This is a genomic window from Halorussus amylolyticus (genome assembly GCF_004143485.2).
In the GTDB taxonomy this organism is placed as follows: Archaea; Halobacteriota; Halobacteria; order Halobacteriales; family Haladaptataceae; genus Halorussus; species Halorussus amylolyticus.
The window spans coordinates 264,620-290,815 of the sequence record NZ_ML974132.1 but is presented as its reverse complement, the minus strand read 5'-3'; the positions used below and the strand labels follow the sequence as shown (position 1 = coordinate 290,815).

General features: G+C 64.6%; 23 protein-coding genes. 10 read left to right on the top strand and 13 right to left on the bottom strand.

The features are described from left to right. Nucleotides 1-13 precede the first annotated feature (13 nt). The 3 genes from pstA (at nt 14) to phoU (ending at nt 3,456) form a co-directional block, all read left to right on the top strand. Nucleotides 14-1,657 carry a phosphate ABC transporter permease PstA gene (pstA, locus tag EKH81_RS08755; RefSeq protein WP_132059422.1) on the top strand — a complete coding sequence of 548 codons (1,644 nt, stop codon included), beginning with the start codon at nt 14-16 and terminating at the stop codon, nt 1,655-1,657. Between the two features lie 3 nt (nt 1,658-1,660). Further along, nucleotides 1,661-2,539, top strand: coding sequence for a phosphate ABC transporter ATP-binding protein PstB (gene pstB, locus EKH81_RS08750; RefSeq protein WP_132059423.1), 879 nt, complete (start codon nt 1,661-1,663; stop codon nt 2,537-2,539). A 239-nt stretch (nt 2,540-2,778) separates the two neighbouring features. After that, nucleotides 2,779-3,456, top strand: a complete 678-nt coding sequence (phoU, locus tag EKH81_RS08745; RefSeq protein ID WP_132059424.1) for a phosphate signaling complex protein PhoU — start codon at nt 2,779-2,781, stop codon at nt 3,454-3,456. Between the two features lie 473 nt (nt 3,457-3,929). Here phoU and EKH81_RS08740 read toward each other — a convergent pair whose 3' ends face one another. Next, on the bottom strand, nt 3,930-6,155 hold the full coding sequence (locus EKH81_RS08740) for a CDC48 family AAA ATPase (RefSeq protein WP_132059425.1): 2,226 nt from the start codon (nt 6,153-6,155) through the stop codon (nt 3,930-3,932). A gap of 276 nt (nt 6,156-6,431) precedes the next feature. Here EKH81_RS08740 and larC point away from each other — a divergent pair, with 276 nt between their 5' ends. Beyond that, nucleotides 6,432-7,847, top strand: a complete 1,416-nt coding sequence (larC, locus tag EKH81_RS08735) for a nickel pincer cofactor biosynthesis protein LarC (protein WP_132059426.1) — start codon at nt 6,432-6,434, stop codon at nt 7,845-7,847. Between the two features lie 221 nt (nt 7,848-8,068). Here larC and EKH81_RS08730 read toward each other — a convergent pair whose 3' ends face one another. Next, nucleotides 8,069-8,836 carry a RuvC family protein gene (locus tag EKH81_RS08730; RefSeq protein ID WP_132059427.1) on the bottom strand — a complete coding sequence of 256 codons (768 nt, stop codon included), beginning with the start codon at nt 8,834-8,836 and terminating at the stop codon, nt 8,069-8,071. Nucleotides 8,837-9,413: 577 nt separating this feature from the next. On the opposite strand from EKH81_RS08730, the gene radB reads away from it, so the two are divergent. Beyond that, on the top strand, nt 9,414-10,109 hold the full coding sequence (gene radB, locus EKH81_RS08725; RefSeq protein ID WP_132059428.1) for a DNA repair and recombination protein RadB: 696 nt from the start codon (nt 9,414-9,416) through the stop codon (nt 10,107-10,109). A 14-nt stretch (nt 10,110-10,123) separates the two neighbouring features. On the opposite strand, the gene EKH81_RS08720 is transcribed toward radB, so the two are convergent. Further along, on the bottom strand, nt 10,124-10,495 hold the full coding sequence (locus EKH81_RS08720) for a 30S ribosomal protein S8e (protein WP_132059429.1): 372 nt from the start codon (nt 10,493-10,495) through the stop codon (nt 10,124-10,126). 126 nt (nt 10,496-10,621) lie between these two features. Here EKH81_RS08720 and EKH81_RS08715 point away from each other — a divergent pair, with 126 nt between their 5' ends. Together EKH81_RS08715 and EKH81_RS08710 are read left to right on the top strand one after the other, a co-directional pair. Continuing rightward, a complete protein-coding gene (locus EKH81_RS08715; RefSeq protein ID WP_132059430.1) occupies nt 10,622-11,074 on the top strand; it encodes a DUF2240 family protein in 453 nt (150 codons plus the stop codon). A 24-nt stretch (nt 11,075-11,098) separates the two neighbouring features. Then, nucleotides 11,099-11,494, top strand: coding sequence for a DUF7993 family protein (locus tag EKH81_RS08710; protein WP_132059431.1), 396 nt, complete (start codon nt 11,099-11,101; stop codon nt 11,492-11,494). Here the strand turns inward: EKH81_RS08710 and EKH81_RS08705 are convergent. The 6 genes from EKH81_RS08705 to EKH81_RS08680 form a co-directional block, all read right to left on the bottom strand. Further along, entirely contained in the window at nt 11,468-12,124 is a 657-nt protein-coding gene (locus EKH81_RS08705; RefSeq protein ID WP_132059432.1) for an HAD family hydrolase, read from the bottom strand. The two genes, EKH81_RS08710 and EKH81_RS08705, sit on opposite strands and share 27 nt — an antisense overlap. Nucleotides 12,125-12,173: 49 nt before the next feature. Next, the gene (locus EKH81_RS08700) at nt 12,174-12,380 is read right to left on the bottom strand and encodes a hypothetical protein (protein ID WP_132059433.1); all 207 of its coding nucleotides are present in this window, start codon (nt 12,378-12,380) and stop codon (nt 12,174-12,176) included. A gap of 452 nt (nt 12,381-12,832) precedes the next feature. Then, a complete protein-coding gene (gene mptA / locus EKH81_RS08695) occupies nt 12,833-13,762 on the bottom strand; it encodes a GTP cyclohydrolase MptA (RefSeq protein WP_132059434.1) in 930 nt (309 codons plus the stop codon). Nucleotides 13,763-13,883: 121 nt separating this feature from the next. Further along, a complete protein-coding gene (locus EKH81_RS08690) occupies nt 13,884-14,729 on the bottom strand; it encodes an NAD(+)/NADH kinase (protein ID WP_132059435.1) in 846 nt (281 codons plus the stop codon). Between the two features lie 80 nt (nt 14,730-14,809). Beyond that, complete coding sequence (locus EKH81_RS08685) at nt 14,810-17,563, bottom strand: AAA domain-containing protein (protein ID WP_132059436.1); 2,754 nt, start codon at nt 17,561-17,563, stop codon at nt 14,810-14,812. Between the two features lie 350 nt (nt 17,564-17,913). After that, the gene (locus EKH81_RS08680) at nt 17,914-19,143 is read right to left on the bottom strand and encodes a Cdc6/Cdc18 family protein (RefSeq protein WP_132059437.1); all 1,230 of its coding nucleotides are present in this window, start codon (nt 19,141-19,143) and stop codon (nt 17,914-17,916) included. Between the two features lie 1,006 nt (nt 19,144-20,149). Here EKH81_RS08680 and EKH81_RS08675 point away from each other — a divergent pair. Then, entirely contained in the window at nt 20,150-21,103 is a 954-nt protein-coding gene (locus EKH81_RS08675; RefSeq protein WP_132059438.1) for a zinc-dependent metalloprotease, read from the top strand. A 56-nt stretch (nt 21,104-21,159) separates the two neighbouring features. Here the strand turns inward: EKH81_RS08675 and EKH81_RS08670 are convergent, their stop codons facing one another. The 4 genes from EKH81_RS08670 to EKH81_RS08655 form a co-directional block, all read right to left on the bottom strand. After that, entirely contained in the window at nt 21,160-21,360 is a 201-nt protein-coding gene (locus tag EKH81_RS08670) for a hypothetical protein (protein ID WP_132059439.1), read from the bottom strand. A 103-nt stretch (nt 21,361-21,463) separates the two neighbouring features. Then, nucleotides 21,464-22,015: a hypothetical protein gene (locus EKH81_RS08665; RefSeq protein WP_132059440.1), complete on the bottom strand. Its 552-nt coding sequence runs from the start codon at nt 22,013-22,015 to the stop codon at nt 21,464-21,466. 327 nt (nt 22,016-22,342) lie between these two features. Beyond that, nucleotides 22,343-22,876, bottom strand: a complete 534-nt coding sequence (locus tag EKH81_RS08660) for a cob(I)yrinic acid a,c-diamide adenosyltransferase (protein ID WP_132059441.1) — start codon at nt 22,874-22,876, stop codon at nt 22,343-22,345. Between the two features lie 68 nt (nt 22,877-22,944). Then, nucleotides 22,945-23,190 (bottom strand): glutaredoxin family protein, encoded by a 246-nt coding sequence (locus EKH81_RS08655; protein ID WP_132059442.1) that lies wholly within the window; start codon nt 23,188-23,190, stop codon nt 22,945-22,947. Nucleotides 23,191-23,637: 447 nt separating this feature from the next. Here EKH81_RS08655 and EKH81_RS19305 point away from each other — a divergent pair, with 447 nt between their 5' ends. Together EKH81_RS19305 and thrS are read left to right on the top strand one after the other, a co-directional pair. After that, nucleotides 23,638-23,808 carry a DUF7838 family putative zinc beta-ribbon protein gene (locus EKH81_RS19305; RefSeq protein WP_202935095.1) on the top strand — a complete coding sequence of 57 codons (171 nt, stop codon included), beginning with the start codon at nt 23,638-23,640 and terminating at the stop codon, nt 23,806-23,808. A 435-nt stretch (nt 23,809-24,243) separates the two neighbouring features. Then, nucleotides 24,244-26,172, top strand: coding sequence for a threonine--tRNA ligase (thrS, locus tag EKH81_RS08650; RefSeq protein ID WP_132059443.1), 1,929 nt, complete (start codon nt 24,244-24,246; stop codon nt 26,170-26,172). Nucleotides 26,173-26,196: the final 24 nt, after the last annotated feature.

Below are 26,196 nucleotides of genomic sequence, written 5' to 3'. Positions count from 1 at the left end.
AGGTGATTCGATAATGGCAACCGAGAACCCCGACCGCGGCGAGTCGTGGTACGGGTCCGACGAGGGAGTGAGTCAGCTTCGCGGCGCAGTGTTCAAGTGGGGCTGTCTGAGCGCGATGCTGTTCGGCATCGCGATGGTGTTCGCGCTGTTGGCGTACGTCGCGCTCGACGCGATTCGACCGCTGACCGCCGACACCGAGTGGCTCCTCACGTTCTTCCTCACGCTGGTCGTCCCGACCGGCCTACTGGTCGGCTACTACGCCCGCCGGGACAGGACCGCTGGATGGGTCGGTGGAACCGCCACCGCGCTTCCGGCGTTCTCCCTGCTGGTCGGGTCGGGTATCGCGCTCCTGCTGGTCGAGGTGTTCCAGCCAATCGAGTGGTTCGGAACGACGCTCGCACTCGTCGCTGTCATCGGCGCAATCTACGTCCACCGCCGACTCCGACCCGACCCGGTCGCGTTCGAAGGCGCGGCGGTCGCAGTGGTCGCGCTCCTGCTCGGACTCGTCGGGATACCGGGCGCGATTCCGAGTCTGAGCGGTCTCCTTCAGAATGCGCCGCTCGCGCTCAATCGTGCGACCATAATGCTCTACTCGTTCGCGGCACCCGTCGGCCTGCTAGCTGGCGCGACCGTCGCCCGCCGCCGCGAGAGCAGACGCGCCGGTGCGATTGCGGCCGGTCTCACGCTCGTCTTGGCCGTCGTCGCGGTTGTCGGGGCTCCGACGGTCGGCATCGACGACTACCTGCTCGTCGTTCTCGTGCTGTCGGTGGGCGTGCCGACCGCGCTCTACGCCGAGAACGTCGTCCGAAAGCGCGAGCATCTCGTCGGACTCGCGCTCCCGGTCGTGGTGTACGGCGGTGTGTTCGTCGGCGCAACGGCGGTCCAAGCATTCGGCTTCGCCGGACCCGAGACGTGGCTCGACTGGCAGTTCCTGACGAACTCTCACTCGCGGTTCGCCGACGAGGCGGGCATCTACCCCGCGCTGGTCGGTTCCATCATGATGATGCTCGTCATCGTCGTCTCGGCGTTTCCGGTCGGCGTCGCGGCCGCGCTCTACCTCGAAGAGTACGCGCCCGACACCGGGCGCGTGGGCCGCGTGGTGAACCTCATCGAGATGAACATCGCCAACCTCGCGGGCGTCCCGTCGGTTGTCTACGGCCTGCTCGGTCTCGCGCTGTTCATCCGCTACGCCGACATGAACACGGGGTCGGTCATCGTGGGCGGACTAACCGTCGGCCTGCTCATCCTCCCCATCGTCATCATCTCGGCTCAGGAGGCGGTCCGAGCGGTCCCGAGTTCGATGCGGCAAGCCTCCTACGGCATGGGCGCGACCAAGTGGCAGACGGTTCGGACCGTCGTCCTGCCCGAGGCGATTCCGGGCATCCTGACCGGCACGATTCTCGCGTTCGGTCGGGCTATCGGCGAGACCGCGCCGCTCCTCATGATTGGGGCGGCCGCGGTCGTGTTCAATCCCCCCAACGCGTTCACCGAGAAGTTCAGCGCGATGCCGCGCCAGATTTTCGCGTGGTCGCACGAACCCGCGGCGGAGTTCCGGTACGGCGTCCTCGCGGCGGGCGTCGTGACGCTGCTGGTCGTCCTCCTCTCGATGAACGCCGCCGCGATTCTCATCCGAAATCGGTATCAACGGAGGTCATAAACAATGAGCAAAGAGACAATGACGACTTCGAACCCCGGAACCGAGACTGAAGACGACGATTCGCTCGCCTCGCCGACGCCGGGGTCGGAGGCCGTCGAAGAGAGTTCGCCGTCGCGCTCGTCGGGTTCGGAGCGCACGGTCATCGAATCCCGGAACCTCGACGTGTACTACGGCACCGAACAGGCGCTCCAGAGCGTCGATATCCAGATTCCCGAGCGACAGGTCACGGCGATGATTGGGCCGTCCGGATGCGGGAAGTCCACGTTCCTCCGGTGTATCAACCGGATGAACGACCTCATCGACGCCGCGCGCGTCGAGGGCGACCTGCTGTTCCAGAACAAGAACGTCTACGACGACGACGTGGACCCGGTCGCGCTCCGCCGACGCATCGGGATGGTGTTCCAGCAACCGAACCCCTTCCCCAAGAGCATCTACGACAACGTCGCCTACGGCCTTCGACTCCAGAACAAGACCGAGAATTTGGACGAGAAAGTCGAGGAGGCGCTCAAGGGCGCGGCGCTCTGGGACGAGGTGAGCCACCAACTCGACGAGTCGGGTCTCGAACTCTCGGGCGGCCAGCAACAGCGACTCTGCATCGCCCGCGCCATCGCGGTGGACCCCGAGGTCATCCTGATGGACGAACCCGCCTCGGCGCTCGACCCGGTCGCCACCTCCCAAATCGAAGACCTCATCGACGAACTCGCGCAGGACTACACGGTGGTCATCGTGACCCACAACATGCAGCAGGCCGCGCGCATCTCGGACAAGACCGCGGTGTTCCTGACCGGCGGCGAACTCGTGGAGTTCGACGACACCCAGAAAATCTTCGAGAACCCCGAACACCAGCGCGTCGAGGACTACATCACCGGGAAGTTCGGATGAAACTTTTGCTGCGGTCGAGCGCGCCGTAGGTGCGCTCTCCCTGGCAAAACTTTCATGAAAAACACGGCGTCACCCCCTCCGTCACAGGGCGGTGCGCTTCGCGCACCGCCCGCTCCGTCGAGGGTTCCTTGGTCCGCTCGCTCCCTTCGGTCGCTCGCGGTAGAATCGCTGGTGCGCCGCGTGGAAGGCGAAACAGCACGAGGGAAAACTACAACACCCGAACACACGAAAATCGAACTATGCCACGAAAGGACTACCAAACTCAACTCACGGACCTTCGCGAGAACGTCCTCTACATGAGCGAAGTCGTGATGGAACGGCTTCGAATGGGGCTGGACGCCCTCGAACAGAAAGACGACGAACTCGCGTGGGAGGTCATCGAGGGCGACGAGGAGGTCAATCAGCTCTATCTCGACCTCGAAGGGGAGTGCATCGACCTGCTCGCGCTCCAACAGCCGGTCGCGAGCGACCTCCGGATGATTGCGGCGTCGTTCAAGATAATCACCGACCTCGAACGCATCGGCGACCTCGCGACTAATCTCGGCGAGTACTCGCTCGACGCCGACCAAGACGTGTTCCCGGAGGTCGATATTCAGGAACTCGGGTCGCTCACTCTCGACATGATTGAGGACGCGATGGTGGCCTACGACGAGGAGAGCGCCGACGGCTGTTACGAGATTGCGGACCGCGACGACGACCTCGACGCGCTGTGTGAGCGCGCGAGCGAAATCGTCGTCCGCGACCTCATCGAGACCGAACTCGAAAACAACACCGAACAGGAAGTCGAGACCCTGCTTCAGGACGTATCGCGACTCTTGCTGACCGTTCGCGACCTCGAACGCATCGGCGACCACGCCGTCAACATCGCCGCGCGCACCCTCTACATGGTCGAGAACGACGACGAACTTATCTATTAGAACGACCTTTTACTGCACTCGAAAATTCGCCTGCGGCGAATTTTCTCACTGGTAAAAGCTCGACCAAAAACACCGGAGGACAAACCGCGTCCTCCGAGCCGTCGGTCGCTTTGCTCCCGACGACACGGCATCACCTCCCCGTTCGCTGAGCGCGGCGGCGAAGCCGCCGCACTGCTCCCTCGAAGGTTCCTTGGTCCGCTCGGTCGCTTCGCTCCCTCGCGGTGGATTACGGCGTGCCGGTCGGACGACGCACCGAGCTACGTCAAAGGGGGAAGTACAGCAGGCGAAACATCCGCTTGCGGTCAAGTACCAACAGTCGTACCGCGAGCGTAGCGAGCGGACCAAGGAACCCTCGACGGAGCGGGCGGTGCGCTTCGCGCACCGCCCTGTGACGGAGGGGGTGACGCCGCGTTTTTCATGAAAGTTTTGCCAGGGAGAGCGCGCCTACGGCGCGCTCGACCGCAGCAAAAGTTTCATTGGAAGCCAATCCGTCCGCCGCGCCGACCCTGCTCGGGACTGGACGTGCCGCCCTTGAATTCGTCTTCCATCTGCTCGTAGTAGTCGAGCAGGTCGTCGGTGATGGTCGGCCGGACGTTCTCCAGCGCCTGCCGGAAGTGGCGCATCTCGACCTCGGTGGCGTCGTCGTCCTCCCGGAGCGCCTCGATTGCGGCCTCGCGACCGATGGATTCGAGGTCGCTTCCGACGTAGCCGTCGGTGATTTCCGAGACCTCTCGGAGGCTCACGTCCGCAGCGAGCGGCGTGTCGTCCGTGTGAATCTTCAGAATCTGCTCGCGGCCCTCCTGGTCTGGCTGGCCTATCATCACGAGGCGGTCGAACCGCCCCGACCGGATGAGTGCGGGGTCAATCATGTCCGGGCGGTTGGTCGCGCCGATGACCATCACGTCGCCCTTCTCCTCCAGTCCGTCGAGTTCGGTCAGGAGTTGGTTCACCACGCGCTCGGAGACGTTCGAGCCGACCTCTTGGCTCCGCGAGGGCGCGAGGCTGTCGAGTTCGTCGAAGAAGATGACGGTCGGAGAGACCTGCCGGGCTTTCCGGAACGTCTGGCGGATGGCCTTCTCCGATTCGCCGACCCACTTCGACAGCAGTTGCGGCCCCCTGACCGAGATGAAGTTGGCGTTGGTCTCGTTGGCGACAGCCTTCGCCATCAGGGTCTTACCGGTCCCCGGCGGGCCGTACAGGAGGACGCCGCTCGGCGGCGAGATGCCCATCCGCTGGAACTTCTCGGGCGACGACAGCGGCCACTCGACGCTCTCTTTGACTTGGTTTTTGGCGTCTTCGAGACCGCCCACGTCGTCCCACGACACCTTCGGAAGTTCCACGAGGACCTCGCGCATCGCCGAGGGTTCGACCTCGTTGAGCGCGCCGTTGAAGTCTTGGCGCTTGACTATCATCCGGTCGATGAGGCTCGGCGGGATGTCCTCCTCGTCCAAGTCGATTTCGGGGAGGTAGCGCCGGAGCGCCTTCATCGCAGCCTCCTTCGTCAGGCTCTCGATGTCGGCACCGACGAAGCCGTGCGTGTCGTTCGCCAGCGAGTCGAGCGCCACGTCGTCGCTGAGGGGCATCCCACGGGTGTGAATCTGCAGGATTTCCTCGCGACCCGTCTCGTCCGGGACGCCGATTTCGATTTCGCGGTCGAACCGACCCGGACGCCGGAGCGCGGGGTCCACCGAGTCCACGCGATTCGTCGCCGCGATGACGATGACCTGTCCGCGCGATTCCAGCCCGTCCATCATCGTGAGCAGTTGGGCCACGACGCGGCGTTCGACCTCGCCGGTCACGTCCTCGCGCTTGGGTGCGATGGAGTCGAGTTCGTCGATGAAGATGATAGAGGGCGACTCCTCGGTCGCGTCCTCGAAGATTTCTCGAAGCTGCTGTTCGGACTCGCCGTAGTACTTCGAGATGATTTCCGGTCCCGCGATAGAGAAGAAACTCGCGGACGTCTCGTTGGCGACCGCCTTCGCGAGCAGGGTCTTACCCGTACCGGGCGGGCCGTGAAGCAGAACCCCCTGCGGCGGTTCGATGCCCAGCTTCTTGAAAATCTGGGGGTGCTTCATCGGGAGTTCGACCATCTCGCGCACCCGCTGAATCTCGCTTTCGAGGCCGCCGATGTCCTCGTAGGTGATGCCGCCGCCGGTCTTCTCGAAGCCCGAGATGGGTTCTTCTCGCAACTCGACCTCGGTGTCCTCGGTGATGAGACACACTCCGTCGGGGTCCGTCTCGACCGCGATGAGCGGAATCGCCTGTCCGGGCGACCGCATGAACGGGTGGTTCGTGCTCGACATCACGGGCACGATATCGCGTTCGACCACCGGACGCTTGAGAATCTGGCGTTTGACCATCCCGGCCGCGTCGCTTCCGAACTGGACGCTGGCCTCTTCCGGGGGTGCGAGAACCAGTTTGTCGGCCTTCTCGGCGTCCGCCTTTCGAATCTCGACGCGCTCGCCGATACCCACGTCGGCGTTCTGGCGCGTGAAACCGTCGATGCGAACCGTGTCGGTGTTCCAGTCCTGTCGGTCGGCGCGCCACACCTTCGCGGCGGTGGTGTCACCGCCCTCGATTTCGATGATGTCGCCGGGACTCAGCTTCAGATGGAGCAGGGTGTCCGGGTCAAGGCGAGCGATACCGCGCCCCGAGTCGTTCGGGTACGCCTTTGCCACCTCTAGTTGGACTTCGTTCATGATTAGGGAATGCGGGAGTTGTTTGTGCGTCCGCGCCCGCGGGGGATAAGTCCTTTGCTGTCGGGGAAATCCACCGTCGAGACCGCGGAGGATGCCGTTACGTGCACGTGCATGCGATGGGTTTGCATACGCGTTCGCGCTACAAAGCCGTTTGGTGCCTGTGTGAATCTTTCGGCCACCCTCAAGTCAGAGTAATTTCTCGTTTCCGCGAACGTCCTCTAAATCGGCATCGCCGGAATCACCGCCTTTTTCGCCGCGAATCACTCACGGTTCTCCATGCAAACGCTCGCATTCGACGGTCGGATGGGCGCGAGCGGCGACATGATACTCGCCGCCCTGCTCGCGGCGGGCGCGGACCGCTCCGCGCTCGCGCCCGTGGAGGACGCCCTGCCGATTCGTTACGAGGTCGGCACGACCGACAAGAACGGAATTTCGGCGACGACAGTGGCGGTCCTGCTGGATGACGAGGAAGAGGGAGGGACCGACGACGAAGACCCGAGCGCAGACCACGACCACTCCCACGAGGGTCACGACCATTCGCACGACCACGAACACGGTCATTCTCACGACGGCCACAGTCACGACAACGACGATGCCCACTCGCACGGCCATACTCACGACGACCACGACCATCATCACGCCCACAGCCACGACCACAGCCATTCACACACCCACGCCGAAGGCTCCGGGGCGCTCCGAACGTATCCGGAAGTCGTCGAAATCGTCGAATCGATGGACCTCCCCGAGCGCGTCGAGGCCGACGCGCTCGCTATCTTCGAGCGCCTCGGCGAAGCCGAGTCGAGCGTCCACGGCACCGACCTCGAATCGACCCACTTTCACGAGGTCGGCGCGGACGACGCCATCGCGGACGTGGTGGGCGCGACGCTCCTCGTGGACGACCTCGCAACCGACCGCATCGTCACGACGCCGCTCGCCACGGGCGGCGGCGAGGTCGAGATGAGTCACGGCGTCTACCCGGTCCCGACACCCGCCACCGTCGAAATCGCCGAGCGCGCCGACTGGTCGCTCCGGGGCGGCCCGGTCGAAGCCGAACTGCTCACGCCCACGGGTGCGGCCATCCTTGCGCACTTCGCGGAGGGCGTCGAGCACCTGCCGTCCATCCGAATCGACTCGTCGGGCTACGGCGCTGGCGGGTACGACTTCCCGGACCATCCGAACGTCCTCCGGGCGATGGTCGGAAAGAGCGAGGGCGAGGGCAGCGGAAAACTGACCCGCGACGACATCGCAATTCTCGAAACGAATCTCGACGACGCGCCGCCCGAGATTCTCGGCGGTCTCCAAGAATCGCTCTCCGAGGTCGGCGCGCGCGACGTGTCCGTCGTCCCGCTCACGATGAAGAAGTCCCGACCGGGCCACCTCGTGAAGGTCATCTGCAAGCCCGAAGACGCCGAGCGAGTCGCCCGCCGACTCGCCGAGGAGACCGGCACCCTCGGAATCAGGCAGGCGGGCGCGACCCACCGCTGGATAGCCCAGCGAGCGTTCGAGACGGTCGCCGTCGAGTTCGACGGCGACCGCTACGAGGTGGCTGTGAAAATCGCGAGCGACGAGGACGGCGCAGTGTACGACGTGAGCGCCGAGTACGACGACTGCGCAGAGGTAGCGCGAGAGGCGGACGCGGCGGTGCGCGAGGTGATGCGGCTAGCGGAGAGTGAAGCGAGAAAGAACATCTGAATGGTCTCGACCAACCGCCGTGGGCGGGACTTCCGAAAGACTTCGTTTCACTCGTCTTTCGACATCCCGTTCGTGCCTCACGGGACTGAAAGGGGCCGCCCGGTCGCGTTCAGTTCAGTCGTCTGAGCGACCGCGAGCGGGCGGGGGCTTTCGAGGCGTTCTCGATGACACGTTTCCGGTTCGTAGTTCGGCTTCCGAAAGTCTCGAACGACAGCAGGATGTTACCTATCCTCCCCACCATTCCGATGTTCGTCCATCGCTTCCTCCAGCGTCAAATCCCCTGCCGCCACCCGGCGAGCGAGTTCCTCGTCAATTTCCCGATTCTCGTCGGAGCGCTGGCGTGACCGATTCTGAATCACTTTGAGTTCCCCGGCGGTCGGTTCGACTTCCCGACCCTCCACGCGCTCGCCCTCCAGTCGGGCGATGTTGACCGCCGCCAGCACGTCGCCCATGCCGCGCGCGCCGGTCCCGAGGTAGGGCGTCGTCCCGGTCTCGTCCACGAGTTCGACCGGCGCGTCCTCCAGTTCTCGAACCAACTGCGCGCCCTGCAGGCGCGCGCCGTCGCCGATTCGGACCACCGGGTCCACCGCGTCCGCGATTTCCTGCCGAACAGTCTCGGTCACGTCGGCGAGCGGGACGTGGAACGCCGCCACCACGAGGTCGCCCGACAGCACCGCGATCCCGGGTCGCGTTCCGGGGTCGATTCCGACGACGGTTCGGCCCTCGCCCCCGCGCATGAACGCGAGCGCCTCCTCGACCGCGCGCCGGGGGTCCTCGGGGTCGGCGACGACCGTCCGCGCGTCGGATTCGACCTCGTCTACGCCGGTTTCGACCTCGTCCGCGTCGGTCTCGGCCCTGATGAGAACCGTCGCCGACTCGGGGAGGTCGTCGCCGGGTTCGACGGTGGTGAACGTCACCCCGCGGTCCCGGAGTTCGTTGACCACGCCGTGGTACAGCTCGAAGTTCTCGGTGGCGACGACGACTGTCACTGTTCGGAATTGGCGGTCGGGGGTGAAAAATACAGGCGGTGAGATGGGTGTTTTGAGAGTATCTTCGGTCGTTTCGAATCACCGGAGGTAGCAAAGTCAATAACAGCCAGAAAGCCCCGTCTGCTCTGAACAGTGACCGCGAAAACATTTGGAACGATGACGGCATCGAAAGCCCCCGCCCGGTCGCGGTCGCTCTGCGGGATATTCGCGCCTCTCCGCAACGCTCGGCGCGAATACTGGCCCGCAGAGACGACCAAGACGAGCGCGACCGGGCGGCCCCTTTCATTCCCGCGAGGGGACCGAGCGGGAAGCCGAAAGACGTGTCTTTCGGAAGTCCCACCCCGAAGGTGGTGTCACCGGCCGTTTCCCGGTGGTCTGCGTCACCGGCGTCAAGTGGTTGTACCGCGAGCGAGGAGCGAAGCGACGAGCGAGCGGCCCTTTTTTGGTCCAGATTTTTTCGAGGAGTGGTGTCCGCAGGGCGACCGGCGCTTTGCGCCGTCGCCCGAGGACACCCGACGAAGAAAAAAGGTGGTGGTGAAACCCGAACCTTTTGACCGGGTAGGCCCAACCGCGGGGTGTGAACGCAGACGCCATTCCGACCGGGTGCGGGCCGCTCGACGACCTGCTGGGCGGCGGGTTCGAACGCGGCACCGTCACGCAGGTGTACGGCCCGCCCGCCGCTGGCAAGACCAACGTCGCGCTCGGCGCGGCGGTCGAAGTCGCCGACGCGGACGGGACCGCGGTGTACATCGACACCGAGGGACTGTCGCTAGACAGATTCGAGCAGGTCGCGTCGGCCCGGACCGACGACGTGCCCGACCTCACCTCCCGCATCGTCATCAAGGAGGCCTACGACTTCGAAGAACAGCAGGAGGCGGTCCGGGACACCGCCGAACTCGCCGAGCGCGCCGACCTCGTGGTGCTCGACAGCGCCACCGGATTCTACCGACTCAAGCGCTCGGAGGACACCGAGGGCGGCGAGGCGCTTCGGCAGGTCGCCGACCAAGTGACGCACCTCCTCTCGCTCGCGCGCAAGCACGACCTCGCGGTCGTGCTAACGAATCAGGTGTACACCGACCCAGACGGCGACCGGGCGCGCGCGCTCGGCGGCCACACCCTCGAACACTGGACCGGGACGGTCGTCCGCATCGACCGCTTCCGGGGCGGCAATCGGCGCGCAACGCTCGAAAAGCACCGCGCGAAGCCCGCCGGCGAGAAGGCCCGATTCCGAATCACGGACGCAGGGCTGGAAGGGGTAGACGACGCGGCGTAAAACGCGGAGAAACGCTATTCGACGAGGACCGCGTTCACGTTGCCGGTCTGTCCGGGACGGGAGGTGACGCGGGCCTGCCCTTCGCTGGTCTCGATGAGCGCGCCCTTGGTGACGATGTTCCGCCGGACGTAGTTGGGGTTCGCGACGTTCTCGGTCACGTCCTGAATCTCGGCCTTGATGGTCTCGCCGTCGATGGCGACGCTGGCGACGTCGGTCGCGAGCGCGCGGACCTTCTCGGTGTTGCCCCGAGCGTCGATGGTTCGGAACTTGGGTTCGCCAACCGTGGTCTCGGTGGGCTGACGGCCCAGTTCGTGCTTCTTCTTCTTGTGGGACGGTCGCAGTCGGCCGCCGGTTCGCTTGCGCGTGGAGCCTCCTTGGTCTTTCATACCCGTGAAATCGGTCAGGGCGTACTTCAATGGCTCGTTTCGGTGTCGGGAATTTTCCGGGGGGTCGCGCGCGGTTTGGCCCGGAAACCACCACATTTAGGCCGTCCACTCACGCGGTTGTACTCGATGAGCCTGCGAAGCGCCGTGGCCGCGCCGTTCCAGCAGAAGGGCAGGGAGTCGATGCCCGAGAGCGAGTTCGTGGTCGCGCTGTCGCTCGACCGCGATTGGTTCTCGCCCGACCAGGCCGAGCGCCTCGTGGACGTGGCGACCGGACAGGGCCTGCTCGAACGCGCAGACGACGAGATACGCACGACGTTCGACCCGAGCGAGGTCGAGATTCCCGAGGGGTTCGTGCCCGACGAGTCCATCCTCCAAGAGCAATCGACGTTCGAGCGCCTGCTCGACAAGGTGGTCGCCGACGGCACCGACAAACAGACCGCAGTCGCAGAGATAAACGAACTCCAGAGTCACCTCGGCGTGACCATCGAGGCCGCGGCGGTGGTGTACGCTCGACGCCGGGGAATCGACGCGAGCGGGGAGGCCGCCGACGCCCGCGAGGAACTGAAAGGCGAAGGATAATCCGCTCGACCTCGTATCGGGCGTATGGTCGAGGAGCGAACCACCGACGGCAAGCGCATCGCACAACTGCTCTCCTCCGAACTCGACGGCCGCGAGGACTCGGGTCTCGACGCGCTCGCGGTCGTCAACCCCGACCCCGACGCCGAGGGGACGGCGGCGGGCGAACTCGCCTACGAGGTCGCGCGAGGAGAAGACGACGAGACCTTCGCCGAGGTGTACGTCCACGACGACCGCGCCCGAATCGAGTTCCGTGAGGGCGTCGAGACCGCCGCGAGCGCCGCCGAAGATGTCGGACTCCGAGTTCGACCGAAGGCTGTCGAACCCCCGCGAACTATCGTGTTCGCCGAGGACGGCGCGGAGGTCAAGCGCGCCACCGACGTCGTCGTGGCGGCGCTACAGGCTGTCGAGGATACCGGGTAGCTCCGCCGCGAGCGACTCCTGGGCGACGTGCGCGTCGGCTTCGGGCGCGGGGTCCGGACCGCCATCGTAGAGGACCTGCACGGCGTACATTCCCACGCCTTTCGCGCCTACCACGTCAGCCTCGGGGTCGTCGCCGACGTAGACCGCCTCGCCGGGTTCGACGCCGAGCGCGTCGAGTATCGCGTCGAACGCGCGCCTGTCGGGCTTTCCGGCTTCGAGCGTGCCGGTCACGAGAGTCGCGTCGAACTCGCCTACCCAGTCGAACTGGTCGAGTTTGCTCTGCTGGGCGCGGACCGACCCGTTGGTGAGCAGGCCGAGTCGGTACTCCGCGCCGAGCGATGCGAGCAGGTCGGGCACGCCCGCGACCGGTCGGAGCGATTCGCCGACGGCCTCGCGGTAGGCGGCCGCGAGGTCGGCGGGGTCTACCTCGGAGTCCTCGCCGAGCAACTCCGCGAAAATCGGCTCGCGCGACTCGGCGTCGAGGTAGCGGGCGTGGACCGCCTGATACTCGTCGCGGGAGATGTCTCGCGCGCCGACCGATTCGGTCGCGTCGGTCAGTATCTCCTCGCGCGGGCGGTCGGGCACGGCCAGCGTGTAATCGAAGTCGAAGACGACTGCGGCGACTGTCACGCCCCGACGTTGGAACGACGGCGACTTGATACCTGCGGAGCGACGCCCGCTAAAACCGCATCACGTCATCGTCGTCGAGGTCGTCGGGCCGGACGCCCCCCTCGTCGGTCCCGCCCCGCTCGACCGTGGACGCACACTGCGCGCAGAGGTCGAGGCCCTCGTCCCAGTGTTCGTCGCAGGCGAGCGTGCCGCAGTTGGGACACGAGTGCTTGGCTTCCTTTTGCTCGCAAATCTGGCAGAGGCCGGTGACGCTCATGGTTCGTGTTGGGTGGATTGGGTTTCGGGGAACAAGTGTCTGTGGGCGTCCGTCTCAAGGTTCGGAATCATCTGAAGACGAACATTCCGGAGGCTGAACAACCACTGTTTCGGATGCTACACAGACCACGGGACGCGCCGCGTCTGCGCTCGCTGTGCGAGCGCAGACGCACGCCGTCGGAGCACGCTCCGACGAGCCTCACCTCGCTTCGCTCGCTGAGACGCCGGAAGACAAACCGCGTCTTCCGAGCCTCGCTTCACGCTGTTCAGCGAGACGCGGGGAGGAACGGGGGCGCGGTGCGGTCGCTGGGCGGTGCTGGGCGGTGCTGTGCGGTGCTGGGCGGTCGCGGTTTCATAGATACCGGGAGTAGCGAGCTTCACGTCAAGAATCATACTCCCCCTCACGACAACAGAGAAAGCAGATAGGACCCCAGATTCCCCAGATATCCGGCCTCAGTCCTCGGAAACTTCCTCCCGAAGCATCTCCATCTCGGCCACGCGCTCGGCGTGGGCGTTGTGCTGGTGGATGGACTCGTCGTTGCTCTGTTTCATCGTCACCGTGGCGTCGTCGGGGAGGTCGGGGAACGACTCCACGACGCCCTCGGCCATGTCGCGCACGCAGTCCTCCACGAACTTCGCGTTCGCGTGGGCTTCGAAGGTCATGTGGTCCTCGTCGGGGCGCTTGGCGAGGTTGTAGATGCGGGCGCTCATCGAGTCGCGCGCGACCTCGATGAGGTCCATCAGGTTCGCCTCGGGCGCACCGTCGCTCTCGACCGTGAGGGTGGCGTGGCCGCGCTGAGAGTGGCCCGCTTGGGGCACTTCGCGGAGGAACTCCTCGACCTCTGCCTCGCCTACACCGAGGTCTTCGAGCTTCTCGCGGGCGGTCTGGCTCATCATGCCCTGCGAGCAGGGGCACACCGTCATGCCGGTGACGCGCGCGCCGATTTCCTCGCGGGTGCCCTCGTCGGTGGCTGTCGCGCCAGCGATGACGTCGGCGGTCGCCTGCGTGGGCCGGTCGCTCGCGGGCGTCCGGTCCTTGAGCATGTACTCGGCTTCCATCCGAACCTCGGCCTTGGTGGTGTAGTCGTGTTTTTCGAGCAGGCGCTCTGCGGCCTCGCCGCACACGTCCTCGATTCGATAGGTGGGTTCGCTCACCGCGTCTTCGAGGATTTCGTCGACGACCTCCATGTTTCGGCTCATGTCCGCGCCCTTCCGCCAACTCGGGAGGTCCACCATCACCTCGAACTCCGCGGTCAGCACGATGGGCCGCTTCTCGGGCCGGGCGAGTTCGACCAGTTTGGTCACGCCCGTCACGCCGACGCGATTCAGACCGACCGTTACGTCCGGCTCGGAGGCCTGCACGTCCGGTAGCTGTTCGTCCATTGTCGAATTGTAGCGAGCGCGTCGGATTAGGACTTTCCCTTTCGGCGAATCGAGCCAGCTTTCTCTCCGCGAATTGGGCCAACGTTCTCTCTGCGAGTCACGTCAGCGTTCCCCCGAAGAATCAGTCCAGCTTTCCGAGCGCCCGGAAGAAGTCGCTCGACGGTTCGGCGATGTGGGTCGGTTCCTCGGTCGGTCCGACCGTGACCCGGTCAGGCATCTCGAACCGCTCGCGGGTGCTGTCGCTGCTCACGAACCCGTGGTCGGCACCCGACGCCCGAATCTCGACGACGCTGTCGCCCGGAATCACCAGCGGCGGCATCGACTCGGCGGCGCACATCTCCGTGACCACGAACGCGTCCACCTCGGGGTGAATCAGCGGCCCGCCCTCGCTGAGGTTGTAGGCCGTGCTTCCGGTCGACGTCGAGACCAGCACGCCGTCGGCGTGGCCCGCCGTGAACTCGCGGCCGTTCACTTGGATTTCGTAGTCGAGTCCGTTTCCGTGGCCGCGCTGGGGTCCCTGCACGACGATTTCGTTCAGCGCGGGCGGGAGGTCCCACTCGCCTTCGTCTCCGCTCGCGCCCGCACCTCCGCCTGTAGCGCGCAGGCGGGGCACCTCCCGCGACGGAATCTCGCCGTTCTCCCGGTGCGTGGCGACCGCGGCTTCGACCGTCTCGACCGCGGCGCTCGGTGCGACCCCGTTGAGGAAGCCGACTTCGCCCAGATTCACGCCCAGAATCGGCGTCGGTCCCGCGCCCCGGGCCGCGAACAGGAAGGTGCCGTCGCCGCCGATGGAGACCACCAGGTCCGACTCGTCCATCTCCTCGACCGGATACCCCTCCTCGCCGAACTCCTCGGCGGTCGCGGCGTCCAGTCGAACCTCCACGTCCTCGGGCAACGTTTCGCGTATCTGTCCGGCCAGAAAGGCGGCCTGAGAGTTGCCTTTCTGGGCGACGATGCCGACTCTCATCGTTCGGGGTTCTCGCTCCCGTGCTAAAAATCCGCCGACGAAGACCGGTCGAGAACAGTTTTCCGGGTACGGAAGTCGAATCAGCCTGCCCACTCGACCATTCGCGAGTAGAGGTCGTCGGTCCGGAGCGCCGTCTCGTCGCCCACCAGCACGAGCGCCTTCTTCGCCCGCGAGAGCGCCACGTTCACCCGGCGGTAGTCCTCGAAGATTGGACTTTCGAGGTCGCCGGTGGCGACGAACGAGACCACGATGACCTCCTTGCTCGACCCCTGAAATCGGTCCACGGTGTCCACGGTCACGTCGTCGGGGAGCCTGCGACCGATTTCCGCGACCTGCGCGCGGAACGGCGCGATGACGCCGATATCAATCCGAGGGACGCCAGCGTCGGCGAACGCCTCGACCACCTCGGCTACGCGGTCGGCCTCTGCGGGGTTCGTGTTGCCCTCGGTTCCGCCCTCCGGATTTACGAACGAGACGCCCCCGCGGAGTTCCGGCGGCAGCACCTCGGCATCGACGCCCGGCAGGTCCGCGAGTCGCTGGCCCGCCACCTCGCCCGATGCGGGCCGCAGGTCGCCATTGTAGAACTCCCGGGACGAGAACGCCTGAATCCGCTGGCTCATGCGGTACTGGCGGTCGAGCATCACGCCCGCCTCGGGGGACTGTTCGATGAGACGCTCGAACAGCGACGTGGCGAGGTCGTTCGCTCGCGGTTCCACCGCTTGCGTTTCCGAGGCGCGTTGCGCCTCGCTCTCCGTCCGGACGACCGGGGGCAACTGCTGGTGGTCGCCCACCAGCACGAACCGCTCGGCGAGGTTGACCGCCGCCAGCGTGTTGGGTTCGGTGAGTTGGGAGGCTTCGTCCACTAACGCCACGTCGAACGCCTGCTCGCGCATGATGCGCGAGGCGCAGGTCGAAGTCGTCGCGGCCACGACGCTGGCGTTCTGGAGTTCGGCCGCGCGCTCGCCGGGGTCGCCGCCGCGCTCCAGTCGGAGGTCCTGCATGTCCTCGCGGACGCCGCTTTCGGTTCCGACTCTCACTACGCCCTCGAAGCCCTGCGCACGCAGGGCTTCGAGCGCGTTGTCCACCGCCCGGTTCGTGAACGCCGAGAGGAGGACACGATTCCCGCGTTCGACTAAGGCCCGAATCGTCCGCGCGATGGTGTAGGTCTTTCCCGTGCCGGGCGGGCCGTGGACAAGCGCGAAGTCCTCGGCGTTGACCGCGAGGTTCACCGCCTCATTTTGGGCCTCGTTGTTGTCGATGAAGGTGTGGCTGTCGTCGCGGAACTCGGGGTCGGCGCGCCCGAACAGCACGTCCTTCCGGCGAGGGCTGCCCTTCAGCACGAAGTCGTGGAGCGCCGTGAGCATCCGGTCGGCCGAGAGTTCCGAGGGGTACACGTCGAGTCGCCGGAGTTCGACCGGTTCGTCCGTCGTGACGACGACTTCGTCGTCTCGCGACTCGCGTCCGAGTCGCTCGACGCGGCCGAGTTCGGCGTGGCCCGAGACCGGGTCGCCGTCGCTCGCGAGCACCACGTCGCCTTCTCGGATTTTGGAGACCGCGCTATCGGTTCGAGTCGCGCGGAGTTCCCACCGGCCGCCGTCGAGCTGGCGGCGGCCTGTGGGTTCGAGGTCGATGAGCGCCCGGTCGTCGTCCGCGCGTTCCTCGGGCGTCTGCTCCCAGAGTTTGGCGTACTCGGCGTGGGTCGCTTTGCGCTCCTCCTCGATGAGTCGGTAGAATCGGTCGAAGTAGTCGCGTTCCTCTTCGGGGACAGGATTCCCGATTTGGCCCGCTTTCGACTCCTGGTCGAGTCGGCCCGAGACCACCATGCAGGTGTCCTGCTCGAAACAGTACTCGCACTTGGCGTCGGCCTCGTAGCCGGTGGGAACGCTCGAATCGTACTCCATCGCCGCGATTTCGTTCCGGGTTCGGACCACGAAGTCGAGCAGGCCGTCGCCGACCGAGAACTCCTTGGCGGGCGAGAGGTCGCCCGACTCCTCGCTCCGGTCGAGCGCGGAGTTCTTGGTGTAGAGCAGGGTTCCGGTGTTGACCGGGACGCCGCGTTCCTTGAGCAAGAGCGCGTAGCAGGCGGCCTGAATCTTGTCCTGAAATCGGGGGTCGCGCTTGAGGTTCTTGCCGGTCTTCAACTCGACCGGCATCCCGCGCCGGAGCGCGTCGGCCCGGCCCTTGATACCGAATCGCTCGCTGATGAGGGTCTGCTCGCTTCGCCAGTCGTCATTATGCGACCACGTCGCATCGCTCGCTGAGCTTTGCTCAGCGGTGTCCTCCGTGAGGGCACCCTGCGCCAGCCAGCCCTCGATTGCGGCGGCGTTCTGGCGGACCTCCTCGGTGACCTCTTCGCGCTCGCGCCCGAGCAGGCCGAGTTCGAGTCCGGCCTCCTCGACGCGCTCGTCGATGCTCTCGTCCAAGTCGCGGCCACGGAGCAGGTCCCCGAACACCTCGTGGACGATGGTCCCCTTGACGACGGGGTACGCCACCGGCAACCCCGAAAGCTTGTTGAGGTAGTACATCCGGGGACACTGTACCCACGACCGAATATCGGTCACGTCCACGAGGAAGGAGGGTTCGACCACGACGTAGGAGTCGCCGCCGGTCGAGTAGGTCGTCTCGCCTCGGTATTCGCTCTCCTCCACGTCGGTCACGAGGAGTTCCATGCCCTCTTCGAGCAGGTCGGCCGATTCGGTCCACTTGCCCCAGAGCGTCACCGTCTTGGGTCCGTCGTCCTCGCGCACCGTGACCTCGGCGAGGTCGCGCTCGCCGTACTGCGTGCTGACGGTCCGAACTTCGCCCGCGTCCACGACCGGTCCCCGTACGTTCACGGGACACTCGTAGCGTCCGCCGGTAGAAAAACCCCGTCGGTTTGGGGGACCGAGGATGAAGGTGGAGCAGATTTCAGCGGAATTTCGCAGAGAAGGTGGATCACCCACCCGGCGCGCGCTGGCGAAACGTCGCGGTTTGACGTTGCGCCCAAAGCGCGCGAGGGATGAGCATCGCAGTAAACGACCGGAGGGAGTGAACGAGAAGCACAGTCGGTTGGGGAGGAATGTGGCCTGCGGTGCTGTCGCGGTTGCGGTTATAATTGGCTCAAGTAGTAGCTAGTCGAATTCTCCCAATTAGTCGTCTGCATTCTCCAGTCGAAAGGCACTCTCGCGTCGAGAGCGGGAGGGACTCAGATTCCCAAATCAGCGATTCGCGAATCCCGATTTAGCACCTTCTTCACGATTTCCGGCTCCTCAAGCAGGCGGTGCATGGTGTGAACCCCGCGACCTCGACCCCGGCCCTTCGTCTCGGAGTCGATGACGTTGAGGAAGTCCTGCTCTTGGAGAATCTCCTGGACGCGGCGCTCCGAGAGCGGGCTCACGTCGAGTTCGCCCGCGATGGACTCGTACTGCTTGTATATCTGCTGGGTCGGGAACTGGTCCTGATGGCGATTCTCGGTCAGGAGGGTGAGCGCGAGCAAAATTGCCTTGGCTTGGGTGGGCGCGCCGTCGATGAGTTCGGCGAACCGGTCGGCCTCGGTCTTCTCCTTCGCGGCGTAGACGTGCTGTTCGGTGACTTCGGTGTCGTCGCGCTTGGTCGCGATTCGGCCCGCGTTCCGGAGGATGTCGATTGCCTTCCGGGCGTCGCCGTGTTCCTGGGCCGCGAGCGCCGCGGTTAGCGGGACGGCGTCGTCCGAGAGGACGCCGTCCCGAAACGCGTCGGCCCGGTTCTGGAGGATGTCGATGAGTTGGTGGGCGTCGTACGGCGGGAAGACGAGTTCGTCGTGGGCGAAGCTCGATTTCACGCGCTCGTTGAGTTCGTCGGGGAAGTCGATTTTGTTCGAGATGCCGATAATGCCGATGGTCGAGTCGGTGATGCGTCGGTTCTCGCCCGCCCGCGAGAGCTTTCGAAGCACCTCGTCGTCTTCGAGCATGTCGATTTCGTCGAGGATGACGAGCGTCACGTCGCTCGACATATCGATGATGCGCCAGAGTCGGTCGTAGTAGTCGCCCGTGCCGAGTCCGCGCTGGGGAACCGTGATGCCCGTCTCGACCGAATCGTTGAGTTCCCGGCCGATGGTCTTGATGACCGACGCCTCGGTGGTCTGCTCGCCGCAGTCGATGAACGCGGTCTTGACTCGCACGTCTTCCCGCTCGGCCTCCTCCTCGACGCGCTTCGAGACGCTCCGGGAGATGAGCGATTTCCCCGTGCCGGTCTTGCCGAAAATGAACAGGTGGGTCGGTTCTTGGCCGAAGATGGCGGGGTTGAGGGCTTCGGCGACCTTCTGCATGTGTTCGTCGCGCCCCACGATTCGGTTCGGGCCGGGGAGGTGTGAGATTCGGAGCAGGTCCTCGTCGGCGAATATCGGTTCGTCGTAGCGAAAGAGCGGGTCGCGTTCGACAGTCTCGTCGGAAGGCATCAGTTGGGACGTTGCTTCGCACCGCCGGACATAAAGATAGGGGGTAACGTCGCGGATGTATCTCGGGGCCGAACGCGAGGGGAACGCGGGTTTCTCCGAAGTTTGGAGCGAACGAGGGTGTGAACTACCTTCGCGGATGTTTTTCGGAGACGAGAGAGGGCGAGTGGGAACTGCAGAGTGGACAGACACCAGTGTCGCGGATGTAAGGAGTTGGCGGTGGGGAGCAGAGAGCGAGAAAGAACAGAGGGAAAAAACCGGGGAGGGGGCAGAGCGAAAAACAGAACGCAGAAGCGAATGGGAAACCGGGACACACCCCCATCGCGTCTGTAACGAATTATAGACAACTACATTCACATACATACTACTCCCACGCAATACCTTAATTTTATAACATACAGGCACACTACTGTCTCGTTTGTAACTATATTACTAGATAGAAATGGAACACACACCACTGTCGCGAATGTAATTGTGGAATAATTAGTGTTTTCAGCCCCTCTAAGACACATTTTCGTTTTACACTTCGTGAATTTCCTGGGAATCGGTTGGTTCCGGTGTCCTCACCCTGCTTCGTAGACGATTACATTCGCGAGAGTGGTGTCCCGGCCTCGGGGGTCTACTACCCGATTGAGATGACTGGAGTACAACGTAACTCCTAATTCGGTGGCGAACTTCCGTTCCCAACCACCGACTCCCTACCCCAACCACCGACTCCCTACCCCAACCACCGACTCCCTACCCCAACCACCGACTCCCTACGCCGACCACCGACTACTCACCCCAACCACCGACCCCCTACGCCGACCACCGACTACTCACCCCAACCACCGACTGTCCACCCTAACCACCGGCTACCCACCCACCACACCTCCTGTTACATCCGCGACACCGGTGTGTGCGAATGCGACACCGTCTCCGAACACGACATTGCTTCCATCGTCTCCAAGCGGGACACGCCACCATACCCGGCGGAAGGACTTTGACCCGAGACATCCAACAGTACGTCGTGAGCCTCTATCGTAGCGTCCGGGCTATCGCCGAATCATCCGGCGACGGCCCAATCGACTGGGACGCGGTCGCCGAAGCCGCGAAGGCAGTGACCGACCCCGGCTCCATCGCCCTCTCGGACGCCGAGCGGGCGGGCTACGCGACCGACGTGCGCGACGCCCGCACCCGCGTCCGCGAGGTGTCGAGCGTGGAGTTCGACGTGCCCGACATCGTTGAGGTCCAGAACCGCCACCACTGGATAGACGCCAACATCGACACTTTCCGGCGGGTGATGGAACCGGTCGAGGAACACGGCCCCGCGGTCATGCCCGGGGTCGCCCGGACCGTCAACACCGGCACGATGTCAGTGATGCTGTCGGTCCTCGCGAAGAACGTCCTCGGGCAGTACGACCCGCTCCTCCTCGCCGAGAGCGACGACCACGCCCTCTACTTCGTCCGGCCCAACATCCGGCGCATCGCCGACCAACTCGACGTGGAGTACGACCGCTTCCGGCGGTGGATAGCGTTCCACGAGGTGACCCACGCCGCGGAGTTCGGCGCGGCCCCGTGGCTCTCCGAGCACCTCGAATCGCGGATGGAGGACGGTATCGAGGCACTGGCCCACGGCCACCTCGACCGCGAGGCGTTCCGCGACCTCGACGCCGCCATGACCGCGGTCGAGGGGTACGCCGAGCTCCTGATGGACGGCGCGTTCGACGACGAGTACGCCGACCTCCGCGAGAAAATGGAGGCGCGACGACGCGGCCGGGACCCCGTCTCGAAGTTCCTCCGCCGTCTGCTCGGACTCGGACTGAAACGCCGACAGTACGAGCGCGGAAAGGCCTTTTTCGACGTGGTCGCGGCCGAGCGCGGCATCGACGGCGCGAGCGCGGTGTGGGACCGCCCCGAGAATCTGCCGACCGACGCGGAACTCGACGACCCCGCGCGGTGGCTTTCGCGAGTGAATCCGTGAGCGGAGAGGCTCTCGCGAGTGAACCCTGAGCCCAAAATCTCGTCCCTCTCGCTCCCTCAGACCGCAATCCGAATCAGATACGCCAGCAGCGCGGCCCCAATCGCGAGTCCGACGACGATTGCGACTCCGATTTCGACCAGCGTTCCGCCGGTCGAGAGCGTAACGAGACCGGCCGAAACGCCGACGAGCGCGACGATGCTCCCCCAGAGCAGATTTCTCGCTCCACGATTTTCCTCCGATGTCGGTGGTCCGACCATCGTTACGCCCCGGAGGCGGTTCGACACGGTTGTTCGGTGGCCGTGAATCCGAGCACTCTCACTCGTCGGTATCGAGTCTGAGCCCGGTATCGAGTCGGGGTCACTATTGGAACCCTCTCCCGACCGAATCCTCGTCGATGAGGTCGTCGAGTTCCGAATTGAGCAGGTCCTCGGCCTCCTCGAACTGCTCGGAGAGTTCGTCGGCGGGGGCGGGCCGACCGTACTGGTCGTAGTCGATGGGACCGAACGCCGGACTGTCGAGGGCGTCCATCACGTCGTCGAAGAAGTCGTTGGGGGTGGTCGGCGCGTCGGCGTGGGCCTTGACGACCTCCTCCAAGTGCTTCGCTTTCTGCTCGGCGTCGCCCTCGTCTTCGGGCGGGTTCTGGACCGCGAATCGGCCGCCGGAGTCCTTCTCAGGGAGGAACGACCCGATTTCGTCGTCGAGGCTCCGCGCGACTCGCGCGCCGACGCCCTTCACTTCGTAGGGGTTCTTGGCGTAGGTCTTGAGCAGGTAGACCCCCGCACTCGGGTGTCCGAGGTAGAGGTCCTCGCCGACGCCCCCCGAGCGGGTGCCCCCGACCGCGCGCCAGTCGTCGGGGTCGGTGTCCCGCTCGACAACGTCCTCGACGATGTCCTTCCATTCGCGTATCCGCATGCTTACGTGTGACAAGCGACTGAAGGAGAATGAACGTATCGGTCTCGTCGGTCTTCCGAAGCGATGGTGGGTTCTGTGGTGGCTTTGACCGTCACCGTGGCTGTCGCGGTTGCGGTTTTCAGTGGCTCAAGTATAGAGGTGGTCGCAGTTGCTGTTGTAGAGGTGGTCGCGGTTGCTGTTGTAGAGGCGGTCGCGGTTGCTGTCGGGGTTACTCGCGTGGCGGCGCGACTTCTCCCAGTCTCACCCAGTCAGACAAACCGCCAGTCGCGAACGAACTGGCCGAAACGCGGCATCACGGCCGAAACAGTCCACAGCCGAAACGGACCGTCAGTACGTCGGCGACTCCTCGACCACACCCTCGCGCTGATTGACTACGCGCGCGAACACGAACAGCGCGTCCGACAGCCGATTGAGGTACGTGACCGCGGTGTCGTTGATCTCCTCGGCGCTCTCCAGTGCGACCGCCCGGCGCTCGGCGCGCCGACACACCGTGCGGGCGTGGTGGAGGTCCGCACCGGACTCGCTTCCGCTCGGAAGGATGAACGACTGGAGGGGTTCGAGTTCGTCGTCGTAGGAGTCTATCGCGGCCTCGATTTCATCGACGTGTTCCTCGCGGACCATCGGGTCGCCCTCGTCGGGGTCCGGGTTCGCGAAATCCGCCTGCACGACGTGGAGGAGATTCTGAATCTCCCGGAGGTGGCCGTCGATGTCGTCGTGACCGCAGGGTCGGACGCGCCCGACCAAGGCGTTTAGCTCGTCTACCGTGCCGTACGCCTCGATTCGGGGACTGGCCTTCGACACGCGGGACATGTCCCGGAGGTCGGTCAGTCCCTCGTCGCCGCGACCGGTGTAAATCTTCATACCGGGGTCTTTCGTCCGACTCCTCTTAATTCCGACCCCGAACGATTCTCTCGCTTCCGAGCGATTTCTCACCGCTCGGCGAGCGAAGTCTCGACGTATTTTACGATATTGTCGCTCTCGCCCATCGTCACGCCCGCCTCCTCGTCTACGAGGACCGGCACCGACCGCTGATTGCTGACGCGCTTGACCTCGTCGCGCTCGGAGTGGAGCGCCTCGACCCAGCGCGTTTCGTAGTCGATTCCGTGGTCGTCGAGCGCGGCTTCGGCCTTCTCGCAGTACGGACAGCCGTCGAGCGAGTACAGAATAACGGACATACGGCCCGGTACGGCCCCGCGTGCCAAGTAGTTGGTGTCCCGGCGTCACACTCGAGGGTTCGAAATTAGTATCGCGAAGTATGGTTTATTAGACGCTGGTCGAACCCCCGAACCTCGGAATCGAACGCGGAGAGGGCCGTTCGCTCTCGCGGAGTAGCGGAAAACGAGCGACGACCCCGGTAGCGACAGGCGACTCGGAGGACTCACCCGACACGAATCCCGGCTGGCAACCGTCTCGGACGGTCGGCCCATCGTTGAGCGGGCACGCGCGCGCAGAAAAATCTATTCAGTTCCGACCTCGAAACCGAACGAGGGCCGCGACAGCCGACACGGTCGTCGGCCGAACCGCGACTCAGTCGAACTCGCGGCGTGCGGACGCTCGGATTCGTTGCATCCTTGGAAGTCGAAACCAGTATCTTAAATTGTGACGCGACCCGACAACGAGGTATGAGTCAGGAACTCGACCACGAGTGCCCCCAGTGTGGTACGGAGCGAACCTTCTACTGTACGGCCAGCACGAACCTCCACCTCGGTCTGAAAACCAAGTGGGGGTGCCCCGAATGCGACTATCGCCTCGTTCGCATCAACGGCGACATCGACTCCTCGGTCGAAGCCTAACGCGCTCGGTTTTCTTTTCACTGGCGGTCGTCGCCTGCTCGCACACCATCGAGCGACGAGTCATCTGGGGATTTCGACGGTCGGTACCGAGCTCGATAGCGACGCGGAGCGAAGCGACCGTTTCGCGGACGAGTCGCGGATACGCCTGCGGTGGCGCTCGGTCCGTCGGAGAGTCACGAGCGGCTGAGTATCTCGACACGGCCACACTACGGGGTATCGCCAAGGAACTCAGCTGTCGAATCGCTGTTTCTCGGAGTTGAACGACCCTCGCAGGACAAATAAATTCTATATCGCTATACTAAATCTCCTCGGACGTGCGACACGCTCGAACGGACCGCTCGCGTGGCGAATCGACCGCAAGGCGACGAGCGCCACCGAGCGACGAAAGCCCGTGCTTAGAAAGCGTTATCCGTCTGCCGGGACGGAAAACGAAGTATGAGCGAAATCACTATCGTCCTTCCCGACGGCTCCGAACTGGAGCTATCGGAGGGTGCGACGGTCGAAGACGCGGCGTTCGAAATCGGTCCCGGTCTGGGCCGGGACACCGTCGCGGGTGTCGTGGACGGCGACCTCGTGGACAAAGCGAGCGTGCTACCGGATGGTGCACGCCTCGAAATCGTCACGCCGTCGAGCGACGAGTATCTCGACGTGCTTCGACACTCGGCGGCCCACGTCTTCGCCCAGGCGCTCCAGCGACTCCACCCCGACGCCAAACTGACTATCGGACCGTGGACCGACGACGGCTTCTACTACGACATCTACGGCGTCGAACTCGACGAGGAGGACTTGGAGGCCATCGAGGACGAAGCGTACGACATCATCGACGAAGACCTCGAAATCGAGCGGTTCGAGCGCTCGCGCGAAGACGCCGCCGAGACGTACGAGGACAACCGCTTCAAGCGCGAGATTCTCGAAACCGAGGCGGCCGACGAAGACTCCATCTCGTTCTACGAGCAGGGCGAGTTCGAGGACCTCTGTAAGGGACCGCACGTCGAGTCCACCGGCGAAATCGGCGGCTTCGCGCTGCTCTCCATCTCGGGGGCCTACTGGCGCGGCGACGAGGAGAACGAGATGCTGACCCGCGTGTACGGCACCGCGTTCGAGACCGAGGCGGAGTTAGAGGAGTTCCTCGAACGCCGCGCGCAGGCCGAGGAGCGCGACCACCGCAAAATCGGCCGAGAGATGGACCTGTTTTCCATCCCCGACCACTCGCCGGGATGCGTTCACTACCACCCGAACGGGATGACGATTCGCCGGGAACTGGAGGAGTACATCCGGACGAAGAACGACGAGTTGGGCTACGACGAGGTGTGGACGCCCGAACTCAACAAGGCCGACCTCTGGAAGCCCACCGGCCACTACGACAACTTCAAGAAAGCGGGCGAGATGTTCGCGTGGGAGCAGGACGACACCGAGTACGGCCTGAAGCCGATGAACTGCGCGAACCACGCTCACATCTACGACCGCCACCAGTACTCCTATCGGGACCTCCCGGTTCGGTTCTCGGAGTTCGGGACGGTGTACCGCAACGAGCAGTCCGGGGAGCTTTCGGGCTTGCTTCGCGTGCGCGGCCTGACCCAAGACGACGGCCACGCGTTCATCCGAAAGGACCAGATTCGAGAGGAGATTACCCAGACCTTGCGAATCATCGAGGACATCTACGGCCACTTCGACCTCGAAATCCTCTACAAACTCGAAACGCAGGGCGACAACGCGGTCGGGAGCGACGAAATCTGGGACGAAGCGACCGACGCGCTCCGGGAGGCGCTCGAATCCGAGAGTCTCGACTACGACGTCGAGGAGGGCGAAGCCGCGTTCTACGGCCCGAAAATCGGTCTCGACGCGCGCGACGCCATCGGCCGCGAGTGGACCATCGGGACGGTCCAGCTCGATTTCAACATCCCCGAGCGCCTCGATTTGACCTACACCGGCAAAGACAACGAGGAGCATCGCCCGGTGATGGTCCACCGCGCGCTCCTCGGGTCGTTCGAGCGGTTCATGGGCGTGATGACCGAGCACTTCAACGGGAACTTCCCGACGTGGCTCGCGCCCGAGCAGGTCCGAATCCTCCCGGTGAGCGACGACAACCTCGGTTACGCGAAACAGCTTCAGAACCGCTACCTCGGCGACTTCCGGGTCGAAATCGAGGACCGGTCGTGGACGGTCGGCAAGAAGATTCAGCAGGCCCACGACGACAACGTTCCCTACATGCTCGTGGTCGGTGACAACGAGGAGGAAGCCGGAACCGTCTCGGTTCGCGACCGCGAAGAGCGCGAGGAGAAGGACGTTGACGTGGAGGCGTTCCGCGACCACCTCGCCGAGGAGACCGAATCGAAGGCGACCGAACCGACGTTCCTCGAATAGGGGTTCGAACTCCCCGGCGGGTCG

Coding starts and splice junctions, on each gene's coding strand:
- EKH81_RS08700 (WP_132059433.1), bottom strand. CDS start 12,380: ATGAGCGTCACCGGCCTCTGCCAGATTTGCGAGCAAAAGGAAGCCAAG.
- EKH81_RS08720 (WP_132059429.1), bottom strand. CDS start 10,495: ATGAAAGACCAAGGAGGCTCCACGCGCAAGCGAACCGGCGGCCGACTG.
- EKH81_RS08665 (WP_132059440.1), bottom strand. CDS start 22,015: ATGCGGATACGCGAATGGAAGGACATCGTCGAGGACGTTGTCGAGCGG.
- EKH81_RS08670 (WP_132059439.1), bottom strand. CDS start 21,360: ATGGTCGGACCACCGACATCGGAGGAAAATCGTGGAGCGAGAAATCTG.
- EKH81_RS19305 (WP_202935095.1), top strand. CDS start 23,638: ATGAGTCAGGAACTCGACCACGAGTGCCCCCAGTGTGGTACGGAGCGA.
- EKH81_RS08710 (WP_132059431.1), top strand. CDS start 11,099: ATGGTCGAGGAGCGAACCACCGACGGCAAGCGCATCGCACAACTGCTC.
- thrS (WP_132059443.1), top strand. CDS start 24,244: ATGAGCGAAATCACTATCGTCCTTCCCGACGGCTCCGAACTGGAGCTA.
- EKH81_RS08740 (WP_132059425.1), bottom strand. CDS start 6,155: ATGAACGAAGTCCAACTAGAGGTGGCAAAGGCGTACCCGAACGACTCG.
- EKH81_RS08660 (WP_132059441.1), bottom strand. CDS start 22,876: ATGAAGATTTACACCGGTCGCGGCGACGAGGGACTGACCGACCTCCGG.
- phoU (WP_132059424.1), top strand. CDS start 2,779: ATGCCACGAAAGGACTACCAAACTCAACTCACGGACCTTCGCGAGAAC.
- EKH81_RS08690 (WP_132059435.1), bottom strand. CDS start 14,729: ATGAGAGTCGGCATCGTCGCCCAGAAAGGCAACTCTCAGGCCGCCTTT.
- EKH81_RS08655 (WP_132059442.1), bottom strand. CDS start 23,190: ATGTCCGTTATTCTGTACTCGCTCGACGGCTGTCCGTACTGCGAGAAG.
- pstB (WP_132059423.1), top strand. CDS start 1,661: ATGAGCAAAGAGACAATGACGACTTCGAACCCCGGAACCGAGACTGAA.
- EKH81_RS08715 (WP_132059430.1), top strand. CDS start 10,622: ATGAGCCTGCGAAGCGCCGTGGCCGCGCCGTTCCAGCAGAAGGGCAGG.
- larC (WP_132059426.1), top strand. CDS start 6,432: ATGCAAACGCTCGCATTCGACGGTCGGATGGGCGCGAGCGGCGACATG.
- pstA (WP_132059422.1), top strand. CDS start 14: ATGGCAACCGAGAACCCCGACCGCGGCGAGTCGTGGTACGGGTCCGAC.
- mptA (WP_132059434.1), bottom strand. CDS start 13,762: ATGGACGAACAGCTACCGGACGTGCAGGCCTCCGAGCCGGACGTAACG.
- EKH81_RS08680 (WP_132059437.1), bottom strand. CDS start 19,143: ATGCCTTCCGACGAGACTGTCGAACGCGACCCGCTCTTTCGCTACGAC.